The organism is Acinetobacter pittii (genome assembly GCF_022449185.1).
Classification (GTDB): domain Bacteria; phylum Pseudomonadota; class Gammaproteobacteria; order Pseudomonadales; family Moraxellaceae; genus Acinetobacter; species Acinetobacter pittii_I.
In genome coordinates this window covers 466,019-489,834 of the sequence record NZ_JAKUKO010000002.1, presented here as the reverse complement: position 1 = coordinate 489,834, position 23,816 = coordinate 466,019, and the positions used below count along the sequence as shown (strand labels likewise).

General features: G+C 40.0%; 24 protein-coding genes. 10 read left to right on the top strand and 14 right to left on the bottom strand.

Annotated elements, in window-relative coordinates; genetic code table 11:
* Positions 1-37 precede the first annotated feature (37 nt).
* The 6 genes from yjgR (at position 38) to MKX14_RS08320 (ending at position 4,959) form a co-directional block, all read left to right on the top strand.
* On the top strand, positions 38-1,573 hold the full coding sequence (gene yjgR / locus MKX14_RS08345) for a helicase HerA-like domain-containing protein (protein ID WP_240282245.1): 1,536 nt from the start codon (positions 38-40) through the stop codon (positions 1,571-1,573).
* Positions 1,563-1,715 carry a hypothetical protein gene (locus MKX14_RS08340; RefSeq protein ID WP_014207750.1) on the top strand — a complete coding sequence of 51 codons (153 nt, stop codon included), beginning with the start codon at positions 1,563-1,565 and terminating at the stop codon, positions 1,713-1,715. The genes yjgR and MKX14_RS08340 overlap by 11 nt, the downstream gene beginning before the upstream one ends.
* A 2-nt stretch (positions 1,716-1,717) precedes the next feature.
* Positions 1,718-2,482 carry a globin domain-containing protein gene (locus MKX14_RS08335; RefSeq protein WP_014207751.1) on the top strand — a complete coding sequence of 255 codons (765 nt, stop codon included), beginning with the start codon at positions 1,718-1,720 and terminating at the stop codon, positions 2,480-2,482.
* A gap of 87 nt (positions 2,483-2,569) precedes the next feature.
* Positions 2,570-3,007: an RrF2 family transcriptional regulator gene (locus tag MKX14_RS08330; RefSeq protein WP_002116968.1), complete on the top strand. Its 438-nt coding sequence runs from the start codon at positions 2,570-2,572 to the stop codon at positions 3,005-3,007.
* A gap of 100 nt (positions 3,008-3,107) precedes the next feature.
* Positions 3,108-3,884 (top strand): ribosome biogenesis GTP-binding protein YihA/YsxC, encoded by a 777-nt coding sequence (yihA, locus tag MKX14_RS08325; protein ID WP_240282244.1) that lies wholly within the window; start codon positions 3,108-3,110, stop codon positions 3,882-3,884.
* Between the two features lie 124 nt (positions 3,885-4,008).
* Complete coding sequence (locus MKX14_RS08320) at positions 4,009-4,959, top strand: metal-dependent hydrolase (protein ID WP_240282243.1); 951 nt, start codon at positions 4,009-4,011, stop codon at positions 4,957-4,959.
* A gap of 45 nt (positions 4,960-5,004) precedes the next feature.
* Here MKX14_RS08320 and MKX14_RS08315 read toward each other — a convergent pair whose 3' ends face one another.
* Entirely contained in the window at positions 5,005-6,270 is a 1,266-nt protein-coding gene (locus MKX14_RS08315) for a dicarboxylate/amino acid:cation symporter (RefSeq protein ID WP_240282256.1), read from the bottom strand.
* 109 nt (positions 6,271-6,379) lie between these two features.
* A complete protein-coding gene (gene tesB, locus MKX14_RS08310; protein ID WP_002116924.1) occupies positions 6,380-7,252 on the bottom strand; it encodes an acyl-CoA thioesterase in 873 nt (290 codons plus the stop codon).
* Positions 7,253-7,528: 276 nt separating this feature from the next.
* On the opposite strand from tesB, the gene plsB reads away from it, so the two are divergent.
* Entirely contained in the window at positions 7,529-10,102 is a 2,574-nt protein-coding gene (plsB, locus tag MKX14_RS08305) for a glycerol-3-phosphate 1-O-acyltransferase PlsB (protein WP_240282242.1), read from the top strand.
* Between the two features lie 46 nt (positions 10,103-10,148).
* Here the strand turns inward: plsB and MKX14_RS08300 are convergent, their stop codons facing one another.
* Both MKX14_RS08300 and MKX14_RS08295 read right to left on the bottom strand, forming a co-directional pair.
* Positions 10,149-11,132 carry a putative solute-binding protein gene (locus MKX14_RS08300; protein ID WP_046811887.1) on the bottom strand — a complete coding sequence of 328 codons (984 nt, stop codon included), beginning with the start codon at positions 11,130-11,132 and terminating at the stop codon, positions 10,149-10,151.
* Between the two features lie 79 nt (positions 11,133-11,211).
* Entirely contained in the window at positions 11,212-12,027 is an 816-nt protein-coding gene (locus tag MKX14_RS08295; protein WP_108010028.1) for an NAD-dependent epimerase/dehydratase family protein, read from the bottom strand.
* 20 nt (positions 12,028-12,047) lie between these two features.
* Here MKX14_RS08295 and recG point away from each other — a divergent pair, with 20 nt between their 5' ends.
* Positions 12,048-14,093 carry an ATP-dependent DNA helicase RecG gene (gene recG, locus MKX14_RS08290; protein ID WP_240282241.1) on the top strand — a complete coding sequence of 682 codons (2,046 nt, stop codon included), beginning with the start codon at positions 12,048-12,050 and terminating at the stop codon, positions 14,091-14,093.
* A complete protein-coding gene (gene comF / locus MKX14_RS08285; RefSeq protein ID WP_046811836.1) occupies positions 14,086-14,715 on the top strand; it encodes a ComF family protein in 630 nt (209 codons plus the stop codon). Before recG ends, comF begins: the two co-directional genes overlap by 8 nt.
* A gap of 1 nt (position 14,716) precedes the next feature.
* Here the strand turns inward: comF and mutT are convergent, their stop codons facing one another.
* Together mutT and MKX14_RS08275 are read right to left on the bottom strand one after the other, a co-directional pair.
* On the bottom strand, positions 14,717-15,118 hold the full coding sequence (mutT, locus tag MKX14_RS08280) for an NUDIX hydrolase (protein ID WP_002116701.1): 402 nt from the start codon (positions 15,116-15,118) through the stop codon (positions 14,717-14,719).
* 14 nt (positions 15,119-15,132) lie between these two features.
* Positions 15,133-15,714, bottom strand: coding sequence for a TIGR00730 family Rossman fold protein (locus MKX14_RS08275; protein WP_005067248.1), 582 nt, complete (start codon positions 15,712-15,714; stop codon positions 15,133-15,135).
* Between the two features lie 158 nt (positions 15,715-15,872).
* On the opposite strand from MKX14_RS08275, the gene MKX14_RS08270 reads away from it, so the two are divergent.
* Positions 15,873-16,886: a magnesium and cobalt transport protein CorA gene (locus MKX14_RS08270; RefSeq protein ID WP_002116978.1), complete on the top strand. Its 1,014-nt coding sequence runs from the start codon at positions 15,873-15,875 to the stop codon at positions 16,884-16,886.
* 73 nt (positions 16,887-16,959) lie between these two features.
* Here the strand turns inward: MKX14_RS08270 and MKX14_RS08265 are convergent, their stop codons facing one another.
* The 8 genes from MKX14_RS08265 to suhB form a co-directional block, all read right to left on the bottom strand.
* Positions 16,960-17,247 carry an STAS domain-containing protein gene (locus MKX14_RS08265; RefSeq protein WP_057074645.1) on the bottom strand — a complete coding sequence of 96 codons (288 nt, stop codon included), beginning with the start codon at positions 17,245-17,247 and terminating at the stop codon, positions 16,960-16,962.
* 11 nt (positions 17,248-17,258) lie between these two features.
* Positions 17,259-17,900, bottom strand: a complete 642-nt coding sequence (locus MKX14_RS08260; protein WP_002116826.1) for an MlaC/ttg2D family ABC transporter substrate-binding protein — start codon at positions 17,898-17,900, stop codon at positions 17,259-17,261.
* 26 nt (positions 17,901-17,926) lie between these two features.
* Positions 17,927-18,607 carry an outer membrane lipid asymmetry maintenance protein MlaD gene (locus tag MKX14_RS08255; RefSeq protein ID WP_005067241.1) on the bottom strand — a complete coding sequence of 227 codons (681 nt, stop codon included), beginning with the start codon at positions 18,605-18,607 and terminating at the stop codon, positions 17,927-17,929.
* Positions 18,607-19,383, bottom strand: coding sequence for a lipid asymmetry maintenance ABC transporter permease subunit MlaE (gene mlaE, locus MKX14_RS08250; RefSeq protein ID WP_002117010.1), 777 nt, complete (start codon positions 19,381-19,383; stop codon positions 18,607-18,609). Before mlaE ends, MKX14_RS08255 begins: the two co-directional genes overlap by 1 nt.
* Positions 19,380-20,198 carry an ABC transporter ATP-binding protein gene (locus MKX14_RS08245; protein ID WP_002116999.1) on the bottom strand — a complete coding sequence of 273 codons (819 nt, stop codon included), beginning with the start codon at positions 20,196-20,198 and terminating at the stop codon, positions 19,380-19,382. The genes mlaE and MKX14_RS08245 overlap by 4 nt, the downstream gene beginning before the upstream one ends.
* Positions 20,199-20,288: 90 nt before the next feature.
* A complete protein-coding gene (locus MKX14_RS08240; RefSeq protein ID WP_086265766.1) occupies positions 20,289-20,498 on the bottom strand; it encodes a hypothetical protein in 210 nt (69 codons plus the stop codon).
* Positions 20,499-20,604: 106 nt separating this feature from the next.
* Positions 20,605-22,467: a DEAD/DEAH box helicase gene (gene deaD / locus MKX14_RS08235; RefSeq protein ID WP_108010020.1), complete on the bottom strand. Its 1,863-nt coding sequence runs from the start codon at positions 22,465-22,467 to the stop codon at positions 20,605-20,607.
* Between the two features lie 406 nt (positions 22,468-22,873).
* Positions 22,874-23,704: an inositol monophosphatase family protein gene (suhB, locus tag MKX14_RS08230; protein WP_002117045.1), complete on the bottom strand. Its 831-nt coding sequence runs from the start codon at positions 23,702-23,704 to the stop codon at positions 22,874-22,876.
* Between the last annotated feature and the right edge of the window lie 112 nt (positions 23,705-23,816).

Sequence of the window (23,816 nt, the reverse complement as noted above, 5' to 3'; positions counted from 1 at the left end):
CAACATTATAGTGACTCAAGCCATAGGATAAAAATATATGGGTACACCGATTGTTATTGCTAAAAATATTAAGGACACATCAAAAGAAATTGTTTTACTTCCCCAGTTTGCTAACCGTCATGGACTTATTGCAGGCGCCACAGGTACAGGTAAAACAGTTACGTTAAAAGTTTTAGCAGAGAGTTTCTCTCGAATCGGTGTGCCGGTATTTCTTGCCGATGCTAAAGGCGATGTTTCGAGCCTCGCAAAAGCTGGTGAAGCTTCGGATAAATTTAATGAACGCTTAAAACTTTTACAAATTGATAATGTTCCATTTGCAGCAAGCCCAGTTGTTTTTTGGGATTTATTTGGTCAGCAAGGCCATCCTATCCGAACCACTATTTCTGAAATTGGGCCAATTTTATTGGCTCGCATACTCAACTTAAATGATACCCAAGAAGGTGTTTTATCTGCTGTATTCCGTATTGCAGATGACCAAGGTTTACTTTTAGTCGACTTTAAAGATTTAAAAGCCATGATCACTTTTGTGAGTGAACATGCAGCCGAATTTAAAGCTGAATATGGCAATTTATCTCCAGCCAGCCTAGGTGCCATTCAGCGCAACTTACTCGCTCTTGCCGACCAAGGTGGAGAACAGTTCTTTGGGGAACCAGCTTTAAATATTCTGGATTTTATCCAAACCGATGCAAACGGTCACGGTTATATCAATATTCTTGCTGCTGACAAGCTCATGAATACGCCTAAGTTATACGCCACTTTCCTCTTATGGATGCTTTCAGAGTTATTTGAACAGCTACCAGAAGTGGGTGATATGGATAAGCCTAAACTCGTGTTTTTCTTTGATGAAGCTCACTTGTTATTTGATAATGCCAGCCAAGCTCTACAAGACAAAATTGAACAAGTGGTACGTTTAATCCGCTCCAAAGGGGTGGGTATCTACTTTATTACTCAAAACCCACTCGATTTACCCGAAAGCGTTCTTGGTCAACTTGGTAATCGCGTTCAACATGCATTACGTGCATTCACCCCTAAAGATCAAAAAGCTGTAAAAACCGCAGCAGACACTTTCCGTGCTAATCCCGAGTTTAAAGTTGATGAAGCTATTACCCAACTTGGTATTGGTGAGGCATTAATTAGCTGTCTAGATGAGCAAGGTACACCACAGATTGTAGAACGTGGTTGGGTTATGCCTCCGTACTCTGCATTTACACCGATCACTCCAGAAGAGCGTCAGGCCTTAATCTCGCAAAGTATTATTGCTGGGGTTTATGAACAAGCTGTAGATCGTGATAGTGCCTATGAAATGCTACAGAATAAAGTTGCTGAACGCGAACAACAGCAGCAAGACGCCGAACTTGCAAAACAACAAGAAACTTTAGCAAAACAGCAAGCTAAAGAGCAGGAACGTTTGGCACGTGAGCAATTAAAAGAGGAAGAAAGAGCAGCCCGTGAACGAGCTAAACTTACACAAGACATTGTGGGAACTTTTGCCAAAAGTGCTGCACGCAGTTTAGGAGGAAGTACCGGCCAAAAACTCGTAAGGGGCTTGCTCGGCTCTTTATTTGGTAAATAAAAATATTAAAAAAATTGCGTTAATTTTAGGGGATTTTATATCCCCTAATTTTTTTATGGTTTTTTATAAAAAAGTTATTGCCATTAATTTTTTAAAGATGTATTTTAAATACATCTTATATAGCCAGATAAATAAGGTCTAGCCATGACTCCACAACAAATTGAACTTGTTAAATCTACTGTACCGGTTTTACGTGAACACGGCGTTACGCTGACTACATACTTTTATAAGCGCATGCTTAATAACAACCCCGAATTAAAAAATGTTTTTAATTTAGATGACCAAACCAGCTTACGTCAGCCACGTGCTCTTGCAGCTGCTGTGCTTGCTTATGCAGAAAATATTGAGAACCCTACTGTTCTAGCTAAAGCGGTAGAACGCATCACCACTAAACACGTGAGCTTAGATATTCAACCAGACCAATATGCAATTGTTGGGGACAACTTGCTTCATTCAATTAGTGAAGTACTCAACGTACCATTCGAATCAGAGCTTATTGAAGCGTGGAAACAAGCATACTTACAGTTGGCTGATATCTTGATTGGTGTTGAAAAACAAAAATACGAACAACTTGAAAGTTTAAAAGGTGGATGGGCTGGCTGGCGTTCATTTGAAATTACTCAAATTGATCCTCTGGAATCTGGCAAACGCTTCACTTTAAAAGCAACTGATCATGAGGACGTACTAACCAGTCCTGCAAACGCTTTTATTTCAGTTAAAGTACAAGTTCCAGAACAACAACTTGAACAACCGAAAGCTTTTAAATTTACTGAAGCTCAAGAAGATAACTCATATCATTTTGAAGTGCAGCCTGAAGAAAATCATACTGAGTTTTCGGTTGCTAATATTTTACTTGAGCATTATAGAGTGGGTGATCAAGTACAGGTTTCAGCCCCTTTAACGCTGTAATGTAAAAACCTCTTGCCTGAAAGTTTTCTTATTTAGACTTTCAGGCTAAGATGATCATCCTTTTAATCTCTTCCATTTTTGGTGATCATGCAGCTTAATAAATTTACCGATTATGCATTACGTCTCTTAATGTATGTTGCACGCCCAAGTGATGCACCCTACACGATTGCAGAAATCGCGAAAGATTTGCATGTTTCACAAAACCATCTAGTTAAAGTTGTTCACTTCATGGGCAAGCAGGAATGGATTATTACCATTCGTGGAAAAGGTGGAGGAATTCGCTTAAATCCAGATGCACTTAACTCAAATTTAGGTTCAATTGTTCGAATATTACAGGGCGACAATCAAATCGTTGAATGTAATACGCCACCTTGCGTATTACGTAGTCACTGTGGTTTAAAAGGTATTTTAGATCAGGCTTTAGAAAGCTTTTATCAAAGCCTAGATCAATACACACTCGGAGAAGTTTTGCAGCAATCAAAATCCGCTCCTGCCAACTCCCCTATTGCATTTTTACAAATCTAAGCTCTACTGATTTTGATAAGTCGACTTATTGAAAATTAGCAAGAATACCCAAGCTCCTTTATACTAGGCGCGAGCCCTCTCATTTAAAAAGTTATTTTTTATGCGTCGTAGTGAAAAATCGAAAGACACCAAAGCCAGACTCGCACCCAAGCAAAAGATCAGCTATGAAAAGAAACCAGATCCAGCGATCACGGCATATGCTGTGCAATCACTCAACTGGTTACGCCAAGCTGAGTTTCTAATGAGTGCACCTAAATTGGCACTTTGTGTTGAAGATAGTGGCTACGAGATCGCTTTTGCAGGGCGCTCAAATGCCGGTAAGTCTAGTGCTATCAATGCATTAACCAATAAAAAACAGTTAGCGCGCGCCTCTAAAAAACCTGGTCGTACGCAGATGATTAACTTCTTTAGTCTAGGTAATCCTGATCAGCGTTTAGTCGATCTTCCAGGTTACGGTTATGCAGCTGTACCTGAAGATATGAAAAAGGTGTGGCAAAAAGAATTAGAGAACTATTTAATCCATCGTAAAAGCTTACAAGGCTTAGTATTACTTATGGATATTCGCCATCCCCTACAGCATTTCGACATGATGATGCTAGAGTGGGCTTATTCACGTCATCTCTTTGTTCATATTCTCTTAACGAAAGCAGACAAACTTAATCGTGGCCCTGCAAACAAAGTGCTATTAGAAGTTAAGCAACAACTGAAAAAAATGAAGCTTGATTTCTCGATTCAACTTTTCTCATCACTTAATAAATTAGGTTTAGAAGAGCTAGCAAGTGTTATGGCTGGACGCCTGCATTTTACGCTTGATCAAGAGCCGGAATTTGACGTTGACGCGATCCCTGAAGCATCAGATGAGGATACTGAAGAGTAAATCGTCAAAACAGATACAATTTCTTTATTAAATTTATTTTCAAATTGGCCCCTATTGCTAAACACAAATGTAGGGGCTTTTTTTATACTCGTTATAACTTCATCGAGTTAAAAATCAGGACTAAATGATGAAATTGTTATCTTTTTTGAAGAACAAGGCTTTAGGTTCTTCTATTAACTATAAAATTCTTCCACGTAAAGTAAAATTTGACTGGAAAGATACCCCTGTTGACTGGATTCCAAATCAGCCTTTCGCAAGTTATTTTATTAATGAAATTAATAACATCTTGCCTGCCGGAGAGTTCTGGTTTTGTCGTTTGTACAATAAAGTTTTACCGCAAATTAAAGACGAAAAACTTAAACAGGATGTGCAAGCATTTATCCGTCAGGAAGCTATGCACGCCAACGCCCATACGTCTGCTAATAAAGAATATTTAAGTGGACGTAATATTGATATCCAGCGAAATCTGGACATTATGAATTATCTATTTACTACTGCCTTAGCAGATAAACCATTTGATAAAGAAGTCCCTCAATTTCTACAAGGACAATGGGACCTTTTCCGTTTAGGCGTTATTGCAACTGTTGAGCATATGACCTGTGTATTAGGGAAATATGCACTCTATAACAAGCGTTGGGAAGAATTAGGTGCTGACCCTGAAATGGTCGATCTGGTTAAATGGCATGGTTCAGAAGAAATTGAACACCGTACCGTTGCTTTTGATTTATATCGCCATTTGGGTGGTGGATATATTCCACGCTACTATTTAAGCCTCGCAGTGATTGTACTGGTACTTGGATTATGGGTAGATGGTGCTGCACATATTATGAAACAAGATCCACGTTTTGCAGACGCGGCTAAATCTAGATTTTTCCCAGTATGGGTTGCTGTAGAGTGGTATAAAATTAGCAGAAAAGATAATCAGGTTTTACCAAATCCATTTTGGCTGATTGCCCAACAAATTGATTACCTCATGCCTTGGTATGATCCAGTCAAGGAAGGCAGCACTGAAGATGCGGTAAGTTATTTATCGCAATCTCCAGCAGCAAAAAGAGCCGAGTTACAAGCAGCTTAAAAATAAAAAAGCAGGATTTAAAATCCTGCTTTTTTATTTAGGAGATTAGACACTGATATCTTTATCTTTGGTATATCGATCTACAACCACACTAATCATCATATCACCCTGCACATTTACCACTGTTCTTACCGTATCCAATAGGCGGTCAATCGGAAGTAAAATTGCAATTGCTTCAGCCGGCAAACCTACAGACTGTAAAACCATAATCATGGTAACCATACCAGCACTTGGAATTCCAGGGGCCCCTAGTGATGCAATCATTGCTGTTAAACACACAATAATTTGTTGTGTCAGGTTTAAGTCTAGCCCTACCAAATTTGCGACAAACAATGCAGCGGCTGCTTCATATAGTGCAGTGCCATCCATATTAAGCTGTGTACCTAAAGGAATCACAAAACCAGCTGTTTGCGGACGAACGCCTAAGTTTTCCTGTGCGCATTTCATACTAAGTGGCATCGTGGCAGAACTAGAGCTGGTTGCAAATGCTGTAATTAGCGCTGTACGTGTTCCTTTGAAAAAAGTCCAAGGACTCATGCGGCCAAAAATCCAAAGTAGTAATGGTAAAACAACAGCACCATGAAAAATGGTAGTCCCTGTCACTACAACAGCAAACTCAGCCAAACGACTTAGTACCGAAATATCTTCCGTTGCCATTAACTTTGCTAATAAAGCAAAAATACCCAAAGGTGCTAGCTTCATTACCCAGCCGACTAGCATCATCATCATTTCAAAAAATTGATGACTCAATACGCGAATACTTTTAAAACGCTCACCGCCATGGACTAAAGCAACACCAACAAATAGTGCAAACACCACAACAGCTAAAACGTTACCATCGCTAAATGCTTTAAATGGGTTGATTAATGTATTTTGAATAAAATTAGTGAAAAAACTTGCAGGATTCAAACTATCTGGTGTCTGAAAATTCTGCATAGATGACTGAAAAATAGAGATATCTATACCCCGCCCTACTTCAAATAGATGAGCACAACTTATACCTAAAATTAAAGCCAATGTTGTTGTGGTCAAACAACATAAAAAGGTAATTTTCCAGACTGGACCTAACTGCCCACCAGCCTGCAAATTAGAGACACCCACAACAATCGAGCTAAAAATCAAAGGCACCAACAACATTTTAAGCAGACCAATAAAGACACTACTTAATATGCCCAGCCCATATAAACTATGTTTTACAAACGCAGTATCAGGATACAACGTTAATATAAAACCAAAGGCTAAGCCTAAAATGGCCGCAATAAGAATTTGTGTGTTTAAGTTCATATCAGCATTATTTTTTTCAGTTGGCAATCCTTTTGCAAATATGACATGAGCGCGCTTTTCATACGAGCAATTTTTTGTCACATCATTTCAATTAAAAATAAAAAAGCCATCTAATCAGATGGCTTTATAAATAAGCTTATTGCGTTTCAATTTCCCGCAAACGAATTAAACCCTCTTGTACGGTACTGCATACCAACTGACCATTTTGCCACATACGTCCAAAGTTTAAGCCGCGAGAAGCTGCGCTGACCGTGGCTTCCATATCGTAAAGCATCCATTCATCAGCACGCAGCGGGCGATGGAAATAAATGGCATGATCAATACTCGCACACTGCAAACTTGGAGAAATATAGCTAAGCCCATGCGGTCTTAAAGCAGTTGTCATTAAGGTAAAGTCTGAATAAAACGCAACAATTGCTTGATGCAAAGCAATATCATCTAATTGTTTTGGAATACGGTCATGTGTGCGGATATAGTGCGCATTATACGGCGCTTCAGGTTGCGGTTGAAACGGATTTACCGGATCAATTGGGCGGATTTCTACATGGCGCTCACGCATAAAACTAGCACGAACATTTTCAGGTACGAAGTTTAAAATACCTTCTTTGAGCTCATTTTCAGATTTAAGAGTCTCTGGTGCAGGGTACTCTGGTTCTTGATGTTGATAGTTCAAGCCTTCTTCGGGGTTAGCAAAAGAAACCATCGCCGAAAAGATAACTCGTCCGTGTTGAATAGCACGAACCTGACGGCTTACGAAACTCTTCCCATCACGTAAACGGTCTACTTCATAGATAATTGGGGCATTAATATCGCCGCCATATAAAAAATATGCATGCAAAGAATGCGCTGGACGATCGGTTGTATAAGATGCTGCACGTAAAGCCTGACCCAAAACCTGTCCACCAAAGACACGTTTACCGACGAGATTACGGCTTATGCCACGGTAAATATTTTCTTCTAGCTTTTCTAAAGTAAGAAGATCGACAAGTTCTTGGGTTAACGCATTCATGAGAGATACCTTCATATTTCAGGTAAAAAATCGTATTAAAGTACAGATGTGTAGAATCTATTGTGCCATAAAAAACTATTTGAACATGGAACAATCAGTCAACTTCTGACGAAGATTGCTCATATAACAGCTAAAAATACGATTTTTAACGATAAAATATGCCAAAAGCATTATAATTTATAAGAAAGTAGCATATTGTTTTTTTTAATAAATGCCGCAAAATAATTACCCTCTGCATTTGGTGCTGGGATTTGTCTTTAAGAAGTAGGAGTTCTTATGTCCAAGAGTGGGTTTGGTCAAATGTATCGTCGGCTTTCGAGTAAACTACTTGACCTCGTGGTAACACCACATGTTCTTGGGGAAGTTCCTACTGAACCAGTATCAGAAACAACAGAAACAGAAGCAAAAACTAACCGCCAAAAAGTGGTTTGTTACGTCTTACAAAACCACTCTCGAAGCAATGCTTTAGTGGTTGATGGAGAAACGCGTCGTTTAAATTTAAAACCTGCGTTAGACCCACTCATTGTGGGTACTCATCAGGAAAAAGCATCAGTTTTATTTTTACAGCACAATGATGAAAATAATTTACTGAATCCGCCTCCTCATGCTTTTCCACCGCGTTTAATAAAACTGATTGAAGTTTTACAAGAAAACCCTGAACTTGATATAGAGCTTGTTCCGGTTACAGTTTTATGGGGCCGTTCGCCAGATAAAGAAGATTCTTGGTTTAAATTATTATTTTCAGACACATGGGCAACACCAAGCACAGTTAAGCAGCTGGTTAATATTGGTTTGCATGGCCGTCAGTCTTATTTAGAATTTCATGAACCACAATCGCTACGTGAATTGGTTGAATATGCACAGCAGCATTATCCAAATCTTTCACCAGCAACTTATATTGTAAGTACGTTAAATGATTATTTAGACCGTCAGCGTGAAGTCGTGTTAGGCCCCGATTTGTCGGATCGCCGCAATGTCATGCAATCGGTTGTTAAATCTCGTGATGTGCAAGAAGCAATCCGCCGTGAAAGTATTCGCGGAAAAGTGAGCATGCTTGAAGCTGAACGCCGTGCGATTGGCTATGTGAATGAAATCGTATCGGATTATTCGCACTCAGCAGTGCGCTTTGCCGATCTTGCCTTAACACGCCTATGGACCCAGCTTTATGACGGCGTAGAAGTACATAACTTTAGTACGGTTCGTGAACTAGCGAAAGACTATGAAGTTGTCTATACACCGTGCCATCGTAGTCACATTGACTATTTACTATTGTCATATGTCATCTATAAACGTGGCTTAATGGTTCCGTATATTGCTGCGGGCGATAACTTAAACTTACCTTTTGTTGGACAGCTTCTACGTGGTGGCGGTGCATTCTTCATTCGCCGCTCTTTCCGTGGAAATGGACTCTACACTACTGTATTTAAAGAATATCTATATAGTATTTTGTCACGCAACACGCCTCTTGAATACTTTATTGAAGGTGGACGTTCACGTACTGGACGTTTATTACCGCCTAAAACCGGTATGCTTGCCATGACAGTTCACAGCCATTTACGTGGCCGTGCTAAACCTATCGTTTTCTTACCAACTTATATTGGTTATGAACGACTTATGGAAGGCTCAACTTACGTAGGCGAAATGCAAGGTAAGCCAAAAGAAGCCGAATCTATTTTTGGTATTGTGAAAACCTTACGAAAAATTGAACGTATCTTTGGTAAAGTCCACGTGAACTTTGGTGAACCCGTTTTCCTTGATGATCTGCTTAAGCAACATAATGCAGAAAACGTTTATATCGAGAAAAATGACGACCCAATTCCTCAAGCTGTTTCAGATGCAGTAAATAGCTCTGCACATGCAATTTTAGAAAATATTAACCGAGCTGTGGTGATAAACCCTGTTTCTTTACTTTCTATTATTTTGCTTGCAACTCCAAAGCATACGCTTGATGAAGAAATTTGTATTAAGCAACTTGAAGCTTACCGCAACTTGGCATCAAACTTCCCATATGACCAACGTATGGAAGTAACACCACTTTCTGGTAAAGAAATTATTGCGTATGGTTTAAAGCTTAAACTCATTAAACGCGTTCAGCATGCACTGGGCGATATTATTGCGATTGAAGATAACCAAGCTGTTCTTCTGACTTACTTCCGTAATAATATCTTGCACGCCTTTGTTTTACCTTCTCTAGTAGCATCACTTGTTGAGCATAATGGAAAAATCAGTCGTTCAGATTTAACCAATGTCATCTATACGCTCTATCCATTCTTGAAAGCTGAGTTATTCCTTAAATGGAAGAGTAGCGAGCTTAAGGCACAAGTTGAGCAATATGCAGATGCTCTAGTTCAATCTAACCTTATTCAACAAGATGATGAAGGTAACTTGATTAGCTCTGCGCCAAATACTGAAGAGCATAATCAGCTTGTTGTTTTAGCTACTCCTGTTAAGCAAAGTCTTGAGCGTTACTACATGACGCTTGCGCTCATTACCCAACGTGGTTCAGGTAATATCTCTGCTAAACAAGTTGAAGAATTAAGTCATTTACTTGGACAACGTTTATCAGTTCTCTATGAATTTAATTCGCCAGAGTTCTTCGATAAAGCTTTATTCCAAAGCTTCTTAAAAGTACTTACACAACAAAATTACATTCGCACCAATGACCAAGGACAAATTGAGTTTGATGATAATTTCCGTCAAATGGCTGCTGGCGCACAGTTGGTGCTTGATGAAGTAACCTTGCAAATGTTGCAGCACATCACCACCTTTACTGACGAAGAATTGAAAGATGCTCTTGAAGCAATGGCATCTCAACAAGCTAAACGTCGTTTAAAACGCAAAAAAGCTTAAATTCTTCACTCAAAATAAAAGGCAACTTCGGTTGCCTTTTATTTTATTAGCGAATTGGACATTCAAAATAACGTGGATCGTCCATACAACGTAAGCGCTTCATAAGCTGAACGAAATAAGCATCGTAATAACCTGAAAGAACGTACTGATTACGTATTTTGGCAACCATCACGTCATAACTTTGCTTCTCATAAAAAGAGACATCTACCCAATAATAAGCAGGTAAATGATTTTCCCATTGTGTCGCACGATTCGTCAGCAATTGGCTATTTTGAACAAACCATCCTCGAATTTTCCGGCCAAAATTAGCAGGATAAGCTTGCGGCTTAATAATTAAATTGACGCCGAAATATGCCAACGGAAAATTGATGACTTGAGTATCCGGCCCAAATTCTTTTTGTAAGTTATATGGCAATAAACCATACACGGGAGCAGCAATAATATCGATTTTATTTTGCTTAAACTGCGCAATCGCGTTAGATAAATCAACATAAACTGGCAGAGCACCTACACTCCGTACCAGTGCTTGTTGTGGTGGATTGTTAGGTAGCACCCCAATACGCTGATTTCTTAATTGAGCGACTCTAGAGAGGTTCTTATTTTTTAGAACCATGTAAGCAGTTCCAATTGGAATCATTCCTATAGCTTCATAATTCTTAGAAACTAACCTTTTCTCGATTGTAGGATGATTTAAAAGCTGCAAAAAGCTTTTGGCCGTACGGTTATTAGGAATAAGCCCTATACCCGCAGTACTTCCCATAAATTGGTTATAACGATAAGTATTGAAATTGGATGCAGCTAAACCTGAACATTTTCCATCATCAAAAGCTTGTATGGCCTGCTGTTCTTTTTGATAGGTAACCACTTTAAATTTGACTTGGTATTGCTGGGCATAAAGTCGAATGTCATTTAAACGGCGAGTAATATCCCCTTGGGACCCGATAGGATCATAGGCACACCACACCTGATCCTCAGCCCAACTCGCAACAGCTGTTACGCTCAAGATAAGAGCTAAACAAATTTTTTTCACTTTCAACCTTTTTATCTTTATCGGCAATTTGACTGCCTCATCAGGTATTTATGTTCTTATTTAAAGTTTAATCAAAATTTCATTTAGTGCTATGAACATTTAAACATAATAAATAGTCATTAAAGCAAATTGGATGTTCCAACTGAAAACCTGTTGTAGATAAATGTTTTGCATAAATTCTTTTACCTGAAATTTGGTTTGATTCTAAAGTTAATTCTGGCAATCCCAATTGTTTTTGAAACCACACAATAATTTCATGCAAAGGCAATGGTTGATTATTAGTCACAATATAGCTTGCTTGATGACTTTCGTAATCAGCCATAAAAGCCAAAAATCTTGCTAAATCATCAATATGTATTCGATTGCTATAATGTATATTTGGATAACTTTGATTATTTTCAGCCATTTTCTTTAAGCGGGCAATGGAAGTTCCATAAATACCTGTAGGACGAACAATTACAGATTGAGTTGGATAATATTTTTGCCAGAGTAACTCCATATTACGCAATATATGGCCTTGTGCATCATTTGGATGAATTTCACTAAAATCATCAATGATCTCCCCTGCATTTTCACCATACACCCGCGTAGAAGAGACAACAATTATTTTTTTTACTGGATGTATTTTTAATGCTTCTCGAATCGGTTCAATACTATCTACATAAGTATGTTGATAGCCCTCAACCGTACTCTCATTTGGAGAAAGTAAAATATATACGACATCCACAGGTTCAATTTTACTTAAATCGAGCGAAAAAATATCTTGAACAAGATGTGTTGCGTAACTATCCGTTTTTACACTACGGCTGATTGTGGTAATTTGATGTTCTTTCTCAAATAGTTGTTTAGCAACACGCTGAGATGTTTTACCATAACCGATAAATAATATATGCATAGAAAACTCGTTGAGGGGACATGACTTCAGTCCATCAGTTACAAGGCGTTGGATCGGCTTCAGCAGCCCTACTCGAAAAACTAAATATTTTTACCACAGATGATTTACTGTTTCATCTGCCACGTGATTATGAAGACCGCAGTACGATTATTCCAATGAATCAACTGGTGGTTGGGCGGAGCTATTTACTCGAAGGAGAAGTCAAATCAATTGATTTCCCTCCCGGAAAGCGAAAATCTATGGCAGCCTTGGTGCAAGATGAATTCGGTAAAGTCACCTTACGCTTTTATCATATTTATAAAAACCTGACTGATAAAATAAAACCCGATCATCGCTTACGTATTTTTGGTGAAGTCCGTGTAGGTGCTCGCGGCCTTGAGATGTATCATCCTGAAATTCAGCTCATTCATGAACATACACCCCTTCCAAAAACTCAGCTGACAGCAATTTATCCAAGTACGGATGGATTAACTCAACCCAAATTACGCGAATACGTTAAACAAGCTTTAAAGCATCATAGTGATGCCTTACCAGAGCTACTCCCAAAGCAATATACCAATGGCTATGCGCTTAAAGAGGCTTTGTATTACATTCATGAGCCTCCTGTGGATGCCAACATGCTGCAATTGGCTCAAGGCTCGCACCCTGCACAGCAACGGCTTATTTTTGAAGAGTTGGTTGCGCACCAAATTAGTTTACTTAATCGCCGTGCTTATATTCGACAAATTGCGTCACCTGCATTTTCAAGCAGTCAAGTATTAGCTAAAAAACTATTAGAAGCTTTACCATTTCAAATGACCAATGCACAAAAACGTGTATCTAAAGAAATTTTAAATGACTTAAAACAACACCAACCTATGCTACGTTTAGTACAAGGCGACGTAGGTGCTGGAAAAACCCTTGTTGCCGCTGTAGCTGCTTGCCATGCTTTAGAAGCAGATTGGCAGGTTGCATTAATGGCTCCGACTGAAATTCTTGCAGAACAACATTATTTAAACTTTAAACGTTGGTTTGAACCATTAGGTGTAACCGTGGCATGGCTATCTGGTAAACAAAAAGGTAAAGCCCGTGCCCAAGCAGAACAACAAATTAAAGAAGGCCACGCGGAACTTATTGTGGGTACCCATGCCTTATTTCAAGACAATGTTGGCTTCGCTAAATTGGGGCTAGTGATTATTGATGAACAACATCGCTTTGGTGTCGATCAACGCTTAGCTCTACGTAATAAAGGTGCTGAGCAGTTCACTCCACATCAACTCGTGATGACAGCCACTCCGATTCCAAGAACTCTAGCAATGAGTGCTTATGGTGATTTAGACACATCCATAATTGATGAGTTACCTCCAGGCCGTACCCCAATTCAAACAGTTACGATTCCTCTTGATCGTCGAGAGGAAGTGCTTCAACGTATTGCTTCAAATTGCAGAGATGGGAAACAGGCCTATTGGGTATGCACATTGGTTGAGCAGTCTGAGACTTTAGATGCTCAAGCAGCAGAAGCAACTTACCAAGAGATGAAAGAACGCTTTCCTGAACTCAATATTGGTTTGGTACACGGCAAAATGAAAGCTGATGAAAAGCAAGCCGTCATGCAAGCATTTAAAAATAATGAATTACAACTTCTTATCGCAACAACAGTGATTGAAGTTGGAGTAGACGTTCCTAACTCTTCCATTATGGTGATTGAAAATGCCGAGCGTTTAGGGCTTTCTCAGCTACACCAATTACGAGGTCGCGTAGGTCGAGGTGCTCAAGCTAGTTTTTGCGTACTTTTATATAAAACGCCTCTCTCTCAAAATGGACAAGAGAGACTTTCTATTTTAAGAGAAAGTAATGATGGCTTTGTGATTGCGGAAAAAGATCTGGAATTACGTGGGCCGGGTGAATTACTAGGAACTAAACAAACTGGGGATATGGGATTTAGGGTGGCCCGATTAGAGCGAGATGATCATCTACTGAGTCAAGCCCACTATGTGGCACAGCAAGTTTTAAAAGATTATCCAGAACAGGCAGATGCTCTATTAAAACGTTGGCTTCCTGAGGCGCCTCGCTACGCGTATGTTTAGTTTTTTAAACTTCCAACCTCTTATTCAGTTATTTTCACCTTGCTCATTGTGCGAGTTAGGTACGCGAGAAAAATATTCACTTTGTAAAGACTGTTGGGAACAGCTGCCTTGGCTTAAACAAACGATTCAACGTAATAATCAATCTGTCCTTGTAGCCTGTGACTATGCTTATCCAATTAACCGTATTATTCAGCAGTTTAAATATGAACAAAAATTACATTATCAAATCTTATTAGGGGAAATTTTAAAACAATTAAAATTTCCCAAGGTACAAGCGATCGTACCTATGCCCATTTCCAATCAACGTTTAATCGAGCGTGGTTTCAATCAATCCTTAGTACTCGCCAATATCTTAAGCAAACACTTAAAAATACCTGTTTGGCAACCAATTCAACGCTTAAATGAGCACTCTCAAAAAGGACTTACTCGGCTAGAACGCTTTGAAAATATAGAACAACAATTTTTACCCCATCATCAAGAGAAACGACGTTATCGCCGCGTTCTCATTATTGATGACGTGATAACCACAGGAAGCTCTGTTCATGCGCTCAGTCAAGCCCTTAAACAATTAGGCTGCACATCCATTCATACGGCGTGCCTAGCGGCAACACTAAAGAGTTAAGCTATTGCACCGTAGATAAATACTCTTCACACCAAGGAATGACAATTTCTCGGGTCAATGGTGCAAGTTGAGTTTCCGAATCATTTAAATCTATCCACTTCATTTCTGCAATTTCGGCTGCAATTTTAGGTGCTTGGTCGAGCTGAACTAGATATAAATGACTCACCAAAATATGATCTGGCTCATTCGCAGCTGCTGTTTCGAAATGACCAATAAATTGCTCAATCACACAAGAGCTTCCGACTTCTTCTAAAATTTCGCGTTGCATGGTGATCTCTGGTGCCTCATTAGGTTCCAGCTTGCCACCCACTTGCATAAAAGCATGTGTATTACGCTTTCTTACAAGCAACAACTGATTTTGCTCATTTAAGATCACTGCGGCAGCGACCGTAATTGTTTTCACCTATTTAACCTCGTTTATGGTTGAACATCTGCATTTGTCCATTTTGGAGCAGGAGCCTGATATTGCTCAAACTGTTGAAGAATATCTTCAATTTTGTCTGATGCGATCAATTTATCAACGAACCGTGCTTGGCTGAATCCATTATCCACCGTTCCTTGAATCATTTTAAGTAAATCTTCATAAAAGCCCGCTACATTTAAGAAAGCACATGGCTTTTGATGAATCCCTAATTGCGCCCACGTCCATTGTTCAAAGATTTCTTCCAATGTACCAGCGCCACCCGGCAAAGCAATAAAGCCATCTGAAAGATCCGCCATCTTGGTTTTACGCTCATGCATATTTTCAACCACATATAATCTGGTTAGGCCCGGATGAGCTAACTCACGATCAACTAAAGCACGAGGGATCACGCCAATGACTTGTCCACCTGCTTGTAAGGCGCTATCGGCAACTACACCCATTAGGCCTGAGCGACCACCACCATAAACCAAGGTCTTCCCTTGTTTTGCAATAGCCTCGCCTGTAGCTTGGGCAATTTTTTGGAAAATTGGGTTTGAACCAAGAGATGAACCACAGAAAATACAAATTGATTTCATAGTGTAAAAAACCGTTTTATTGAACTGTCATGCTGACAAACTAAACTATCGATAGAGTTTTTTTTTGCAAAATAGCGTATTGGCAAGTGTTTTTCGGCAAATCCTTGTCTAAAATACACCCATCCATTTCCATCAGACTGCGTGAGGAAAAAAGACACATGCTTGAAGCCTTTTATGCCACAGAACGCGGAAGTCTGGAAGATGCCACCATCAATGGTGGATTTGATCTACATCCCGAATTAGTCTGGCTTGATCTTATTGCACCCTCGCAAGAAGAGCAACAATGGGTATTAGATGCCTATGACCAAAATTTACCAACACTAAAGTCGCTTGAAGACATTTCATCTTCTGCACGATTTTACCGTGATGATGATGGTATTTTGCACATCAGTACTTATTTTTTAACGAAAAATAAAAATTATCAGGTGGATGGAGACGCTGAAGAGTCATCACATATGCTTGCCATGGTGCAAACCGTAGCTTTCATTTTACATAAAGACCGCCTCTTTACGATGCGCGGAGAAAAACTAGTTGCGTTTCGTGCCTTTCGTGCCCGTGCTCGCCGAAATGACTATGACATGGACTATAAAGATCCTACCTGGATCTTATTAGGCCTTCTTGAAGCAAAACTCGATGAGCTTGCGGATATCTTAGAAGATATCCACAAAGATTTAGAAAAATACTCCACAGAGGTTCTTAATAACCACCAACGTGAAAAAATTCTAGATCTCGATGACATGATTACGCGCCTAGCTCAACAAGAAGACATGCTAGGAAAAGCACAGCTTTGTCTCATTGACTTACGACGTGTACTTACTTTTTTATCGCGTCCACGTGCATTAGGCAGTCATATTTATGATGCAGACATTCGAGAGCTCAGTGAAGATGTGCGCTCACTGGTAGAACATGATGCGTTCTTATTCCAAAAAGTACGATTCTTACTTGATACGACGTCCGGATTCATTAACACCGAACAGAATGACACGATTCGTCGATTCTCGATCTTACCAAGTATGTTAGCTCCTCCAATGCTTATTGCCAGTATTTACGGTATGAACACAGACGTATTACCTTTTGCACATGGTACGACCAGTTTCTTCGTTGTTTTGCTGATTATTATGGGTTTCTTTATTGGGCCGATCATTTATTTCCGCTGGAAAAAATGGATCTAAGCTTTGTAATAAAATGCTAGTTTCGAGCATAAAAAAGCACCTAAATATAGGTGCTTTTTTTACATCAAAAACATCAGATTATTTGCAGGTCTTCCTGCAAATGACAGGCTTGAATGATCTTCAGCATTTTTTCAGGAACATTTTTAAAATGCAAACCAGTATTTTTTGGAGTCTCTCGTAACCATTGAACTAAAACAGCCAATGCCAAAGTACTACCATGCTCAAGTTCAGTTAAATCCACCACAAGTGGGAAGCTTTGCTGCTTCTTTATGATGGCCAAACCTGCTTGATACTGTTGTTCCGCATTTTCAAAATCAATTTTTCCCGAAACAACCAATTGTTGGTTGAGATACTGAACCACACGTCACCTACTTATTTCTTTTTGTTTTGATTAACAGCCGCGTCTGCATCAGGTTGGAACGTAGCAATTGCTTTATTTAAATCACCGCCATTGCGTTTCACTGTTGCAGCGAACTGATTACGGAACTGTAATCCTAGATCAATACCAGAGACATTGATATTACGGATTTTCCATTGAGTACCTTTGTCAGCTAACTGGAAAGAAACAGGAATTTTTTCACCATTGTGATTAAAGTCCAATGTCACTACAGGGTTTTTACCCGCAGTTGCCTTGTAAGGACGCATGGTATAGCTTTGATTTGTATATTTAGCAAATGCGCTACCGTAATTTTCAATTAATGTATTACGGAAGTTTGTTTCAAACTGAGCACGCTGTGCAGCTGTACTATACTGATTCGTCGCATAAGTACCCATCACAATACGAGTGAACGCTTGTGAATCAACATACGGGTCTAAGTTCTGACGTACAATTGATTTTACTAAAGCAGGATTGTTCTGCAACTTAGCATGATCTGCTTTTAAACGAGCGATCAAGCCATCAGCAACACGCTTGATAAAATCAGGTGGTGCTTCTGAAGGTGCAGCAAAAGCTGTACCTGCAATCATAGTAGACAAAAGACTTGCTGTCAGGGTTTGTTTAAACAACGTATTCACCTGGAACCACTCCTTCAAATAAACTCTTACTCAACAAATGACGGCTGTGCACTGCTGTCGGTACTTGCAGGAGCTTTTTCTTCTGCTGAGGATGAACCAGCGGCAACTTTACCTGCGCCACCACCAGTAATAAATTTACTAATTAAATCTTCTAAATCCATAGTTCCTTGGGTATTTGAAATTGTATCGCCACGTTTAAGATAGTTTAAACCACCACCTGGAACGACTTTCAAATATTTCTCACCCAACAAACCATTGGTTGCAACCATTATATAAGCATCTTCATCAATACTGGTGATGGAGGACATGTTACTGATCAGTTGCTGTTCCATTGCTTTTTGTTGCTCTGGAGAAGCCTGCGTATAATCAGAACTATAACGTAGTTCATCTAAAGCATTTTTTTGAACTTCTTTTAGTTGCTCAGCATTAAAACTTGTCAATTTTCCATCTAAACCAAAGGTTACTGTAGCCAAACGCGTAACTGGATCAAGGGTAATTGAATCAACACGGCCAATTGTGACACCGCTCATCGTTACTTTAGCACGAGGCTTTAAACCATTGACGTTATCAAACTGAGCCTTCATGGTATAACTATCATTTAAGTTAGTACCAACAAGACCACTAACTTTCATGGCTAAAAAGAACAAGGCAATACCGAAGATAATAACAAAGATACCTACGGCCAGCTCACTACTACGTGATTTCATTAAATCCCTCCGAACATGACCGCAGTCAACACGAAATCAAAACCTAAAACACATAATGAAGAATATACAACTGTTCTCGTCATTGCAGTTGCGATTCCTTCTGGAGTCGGATCACACGCATATCCTTGATATACCGCAATCCATGTACATAACAAAGCAAACACAATACTTTTGATAATGCCATTTACGACATCATGCCCAAATTGCACGTTGTTTTGCATTCCGCTCCAGAATGAGCCTTCATCGACGCCAAGAAAATCGACACCTACCATTTTACCGCCCACAATACCAATCGCAGCAAAAATGACAGTTAGCATCGGTAAACTGACCACTCCCGCCCAAAGACGTGGTGATACGATTTGTTTTAAGGGGTCAACCCCGATCATTTCCATGCTGGCAAGTTGTTCACTTTGCTTCATTGAACCAATTTCTGCTGTTAATGCAGAACCTGCTCGACCAGCAAATAATAAAGCAGCAACCACAGGTGCCAATTCACGCAGCAATGTTAAAGACACCATTGTGCCTAGCATTGATTCACTGCCGACGTTCACTAAAATTGAGTATCCTTGTAAACCCAGTACCAAACCAATGAATAGGCCCGACACAGTGATAATTAACAAAGACATCACCCCTACCCGATGCATTTGGTAAATAAATCGTCCAAAACCACCAGATGAAGGAAAAGAAAAAACAATTTGTAAGAGCATTAGTGCCGCAACACCAATCCCTCGAATCCGCTCAATAACGAGTCTACCTAACCAGGCAATCGTATTCATGGACGAACCTCGTTATCTAAATAGGCTTGATGACTAAATTGGTATTCAACTGGTCCTTCTGCCGAACCTGTTAAGAATTGGCGCACAAATGGAGAAGCATATGCCTGTAATTCTTCTGGTGTTCCTTCCCCCTGAATTTTTCCTTCTGCTACAACATAAATGTAGTCAGCAATAGAAAGGGTTTCGGGAACGTCATGCGAAACAATAATTGTGGTTAAATCTAAAGCTTCTCGCAATGAACGGATTAAACGTGTCAAAACACCTTTTACAATAGGGTCTTGCCCTGCAAACGGTTCATCGTACATGATTAAATCGGGGTCAAGCGCGATCGCACGTGCCAAAGCGACACGACGGTTCATACCGCCTGAGAGTTCTGTAGGCATTAATTGCTCAGAACCACGCAAACCAACTGATTCCAGTTTTAATGCAACCAGTTCAGCAATTAGATTTTCAGGAAGCTTGGTATGTGCTCGAATTGGAAATGCTACATTTTCATAGACAGACATATCCGTAAATAAAGCACCGCTCTGAAATAACATTCCCATACGTGCACGGGCTGAAAAAAGTTCCTGACGAGACATTTTTGCAATATCTTTACCGTCGAGCAAAACTTCGCCCTGATCAGGAACTAACTGTCCACCGATCAGACGTAATAATGTTGTTTTACCTGTACCAGAAGGTCCCATAATAGCCGTAATCTGGCCACGACGTATATTTAAACTAATATTGTCATAAATGACGCGTTCCCCTCGATTAAAACTCAAATTTTTCACTTCAATAAGTGGTTGAGTCGAGAGAGGAGTTTTATTATTCATAATGGCAATCGTTCCTGCACTTTTATGCACGCATACTATAACACTGAAAATTGGCAAACTTGTTGTTATTTTGACAAAAGCAAAACTGACTTAATTGGTAGAAATAGAAGAGGTATGTTCGTAAAAAGAGGTTAATTCAGAAATTTGAAACTGCTCAATAGAACTTCCAGTTATAAAAGCATAGGCAAAATAAACCCCATTACACAAAACAAGTGCAATAAAAAGATAAGGCAAGCCGTGCTGAACTAATAAGTTCTTCAACTGTGCCATTATTGTTTGTTTTCGCTTACTTTTACTCATTATTTAATAAAAAATTGAACCAATTCACACTTTGTTATTTTATAACAAAACTGAAAAATAAAAAAGGCCAGTATTTCTACTGGCCCTTCTTTAAACGAACTTTTGATTAACGGTCGAATTTACGACGCGGTTTATCATCAAAACTACGACGTGGACGATCTTCACCACCGAAGCTACGTTTTGGACGATCTTCGCCACCAAACGCTGGACGCTCACCACGTGGTTTATCATCAAAGCTACGACGCGGTTTATCGTTAAAACCACCTTCGCGACGTGGACGATCTGAGTTGAACTCACGACGTGGACGATCTTCGCCACCAAATGATGGACGCTCGCCACGAGGTTTGTCATCAAAACTACGACGTGGACGATCTTCACCACCGAAATTACGTTTTGGACGATCACCAAAACCATTTTCACGACGTGGTTTGTAATCTACGCGGTTACCACGGTTGTCATCATTTGAGTCAAAACGCGGTTTATCGTTGAAACCACCTTCGCGACGTGGACGATCTGAGTTGAACTCACGACGTGGACGATCTTCAAAACCACCTTCACGACGTGGGCGATCTGAATTGAACTCGCGACGTGGACGATCTTCACCACCGAATGGACGTTCACCACGTGGTTTGTCATCAAAGCTACGACGTGGACGGTCATCACGACCACCTTCACGGCGTTTGAAGTTGCTTTCGCCTTCAAAACGACGACCACCGCCAAAACCGCCACCACGACGACCATCACGACCACCGTTGCCGCCACGACCACGACCACCGCCATCACGACCTGAACGAGCAGGAGGTGGAGATGGCTCTAAGCCTTCAATTTCAGAAACACTTAAACGTGCATCTAAATAGTCTTCAAGCGCACGGATTTTACCGCGTTCACGATAAGTCGCTAAAGTAATTGCTTGACCTGTACGACCAGCACGACCTGTACGACCAATACGGTGTACATAGTCTTCATGTTTCATTGGTAAACCGAAGTTAATTACGTGTGAAATTGTCGGTACGTCAAGACCACGTGCAGCAACGTCAGTTGCTACCAAGATTTTTGCACGACCTTCACGAATACTACGTAAACGACGGTTACGAACTGTTTGTGGCATTGCACCGTGAAGTGCAACTACAGAGTGACCTGCTTCTGCAAGTTCTTCAGCCAACATATCTGTATCTTCTTGAGTGCTCGCGAATACAACCGCTTGATCAAGAGTTTCATCAGCCAACCAATGAGTCAGAAGTTTCTTCTTGTGTTCGAAACCATCTGTCCAGTGTAAAGTTTGGGTGATGTCAGTGTTTGTACTGTGACCTGTTTCAATTGCAATACGCTCAGGTTCATTCATCATGCGCTCAGCAAGACGAATAATACGGTCAGCGAAAGTTGCAGAGAACATTAATGTTTGACGGCGGTTACCAGCTAAATCGCTGATCGCTTCTAAATCTTCAGAAAAGCCGAGGTCTAACATACGGTCAGCTTCGTCAACGATTAAAGCTTCAACTTTGTCTAACTTTAATTGACGACGGTTAACTAAATCTAATAAACGACCAGGAGTCGCAACAATAACTTGCGCGCCTTTAAGCTGTTGGATTTGCTTACCAAAAGGCATACCACCCATGATTGCAGCAATACGAACACCTTTCATGTGACGTACGAAAGCAATCGCATCTTGGCTAACTTGTTGAGCCAATTCACGTGTTGGGCATAAAACTAAAATGTTAGGTTGGGTCACAGCTTTCATACGTTCTTTGAACGGAACAAAAGTTTCTTGACCAGCTAAATTATGTAATGTCGGTAATAAAAATGCCGCAGTTTTACCAGAACCAGTCTGGCTAGATACTAGAAGGTCTTTTCCTTCTAAAGCTGCAGGAATAGATTGTTCTTGCACAGGAGTCGGGGTAGTAAAACCTAAACCTTCAAGCGCTTGTTGTAAGGTTTCATGCAAAGAAAATTCGGCAAAAGTTTTGCTCATAGAGAGTTTCACCCTAGTGGGTGCTCCATTTTTAATAAATACAAAATAGACATCGGCACAAAGCGGCAAAGCAAAGTTAGCTGAAACGTTTTTTTCAGCAGCAATCCGAGTAACGACGATGTGGACTAAACGCACGCTTGATTACGGCCGAACCTGAAGAATCGCTGAGCGATCGGGGCGCAAGAAATGGTCCTCTCTATGGACAGCGTGCGCTTACAATGAATAGAACAGAATGTTCAGGTAATGAACGGAAATTTAAGTGCGTGGGCGGATTATAGCAGAAAGAAATTAAAAGTCATGTGTTTTAATCAACTTTCTTTATATTTATTGAACTAACTAAAATTTACCAATTACTTAAAAAATAAAACCCTCTGATAATAGAGGGTTTTATTTATAAATAATTAAATTATTTTGCAGCTTGACCCCAAGCTGGAACTACAGTTTGCATTAAAGGTTTTAGCATTTTGAGTGAACTTGCAAGCACTTGACCGTTTTCAAGAGACTCATTACCACCACGTGCGTCAACCACTACACCGCCCGCTTCTTTAATAATAAGCTCACCAGCAGCGATATCCCATGGTTTTAAACCAAGTTCAAAGAAACCATCAAAACGACCAGCAGCAACATATGCTAAATCTAGGGCAGCTGAACCACCACGACGAATTTGTGCGCCTGCTTGAGTAACAGCTAATAACGAAGCAAAGTGTTGTTCTGCATAAGACACGATCTCACCAGCACGTTTAGCACGGTATGGATGGCCTACTGCCAAGAATGTATTTTCTAAAGTATCTTTTACATTTACACGAATACGGCGTTGGTTCATCACCGCACCGCGACCGCGACTTGCAGAGAATAATTCGTCACGTACTGGGTCGTAGATTACGCCGTGTTGAGTAACGCCTTTATGCTGAACTGCAATAGAAATACAGAAATGAGGGAAACCATTAATAAAGTTTTGCGTGCCATCAAGTGGGTCGATTACCCAGCACCAGTCTGCATCGTGGCCTTTGCCTTCTTGCAAACCGAACTCTTCACCTAAGAAGCTATGGTTTTTATAACTTTTACGTAATGTATCAATCGTCAATTGTTCCAAATAACGATCTACACGTGTTACTGGGCCATCAATGCCTTTCTCTTCAACTTGCAAATCGAGTTTATGACGATTTTGATGCGCTTTTAAAAGCTCTTGACCAACTGTTTGAGCCGCACGCGCAGCCATAACCACCATAGGTTCCATTGAACACCCACTACAATACAAATTTGAAGATTTTGACAAAGAATAATGCATAAAAGCGCATACATTTTAGCAAATGAATGCGCTTTATGGGAAAAAATGTTTCAAAAATTTT

Excerpts from the sequence above, each read along its gene's own strand:
- MKX14_RS08275 (WP_005067248.1), bottom strand. The coding sequence starts at position 15,714 with ATGAAATCAATTTGTATTTTCTGTGGTTCATCTCTTGGTTCAAACCCA.
- yihA (WP_240282244.1), top strand. The coding sequence starts at position 3,108 with ATGCGTCGTAGTGAAAAATCGAAAGACACCAAAGCCAGACTCGCACCC.
- MKX14_RS08270 (WP_002116978.1), top strand. The coding sequence starts at position 15,873 with ATGCTTGAAGCCTTTTATGCCACAGAACGCGGAAGTCTGGAAGATGCC.
- tesB (WP_002116924.1), bottom strand. The coding sequence starts at position 7,252 with ATGAATGCGTTAACCCAAGAACTTGTCGATCTTCTTACTTTAGAAAAG.
- recG (WP_240282241.1), top strand. The coding sequence starts at position 12,048 with ATGACTTCAGTCCATCAGTTACAAGGCGTTGGATCGGCTTCAGCAGCC.
- yjgR (WP_240282245.1), top strand. The coding sequence starts at position 38 with ATGGGTACACCGATTGTTATTGCTAAAAATATTAAGGACACATCAAAA.
- MKX14_RS08330 (WP_002116968.1), top strand. The coding sequence starts at position 2,570 with ATGCAGCTTAATAAATTTACCGATTATGCATTACGTCTCTTAATGTAT.
- MKX14_RS08240 (WP_086265766.1), bottom strand. The coding sequence starts at position 20,498 with ATGAGTAAAAGTAAGCGAAAACAAACAATAATGGCACAGTTGAAGAAC.
- MKX14_RS08295 (WP_108010028.1), bottom strand. The coding sequence starts at position 12,027 with ATGCATATATTATTTATCGGTTATGGTAAAACATCTCAGCGTGTTGCT.
- comF (WP_046811836.1), top strand. The coding sequence starts at position 14,086 with ATGTTTAGTTTTTTAAACTTCCAACCTCTTATTCAGTTATTTTCACCT.
- MKX14_RS08335 (WP_014207751.1), top strand. The coding sequence starts at position 1,718 with ATGACTCCACAACAAATTGAACTTGTTAAATCTACTGTACCGGTTTTA.
- mlaE (WP_002117010.1), bottom strand. The coding sequence starts at position 19,383 with ATGAATACGATTGCCTGGTTAGGTAGACTCGTTATTGAGCGGATTCGA.
- suhB (WP_002117045.1), bottom strand. The coding sequence starts at position 23,704 with ATGGAACCTATGGTGGTTATGGCTGCGCGTGCGGCTCAAACAGTTGGT.
- MKX14_RS08320 (WP_240282243.1), top strand. The coding sequence starts at position 4,009 with ATGATGAAATTGTTATCTTTTTTGAAGAACAAGGCTTTAGGTTCTTCT.
- plsB (WP_240282242.1), top strand. The coding sequence starts at position 7,529 with ATGTCCAAGAGTGGGTTTGGTCAAATGTATCGTCGGCTTTCGAGTAAA.
- MKX14_RS08255 (WP_005067241.1), bottom strand. The coding sequence starts at position 18,607 with ATGAAATCACGTAGTAGTGAGCTGGCCGTAGGTATCTTTGTTATTATC.
- MKX14_RS08245 (WP_002116999.1), bottom strand. The coding sequence starts at position 20,198 with ATGAATAATAAAACTCCTCTCTCGACTCAACCACTTATTGAAGTGAAA.
- deaD (WP_108010020.1), bottom strand. The coding sequence starts at position 22,467 with ATGAGCAAAACTTTTGCCGAATTTTCTTTGCATGAAACCTTACAACAA.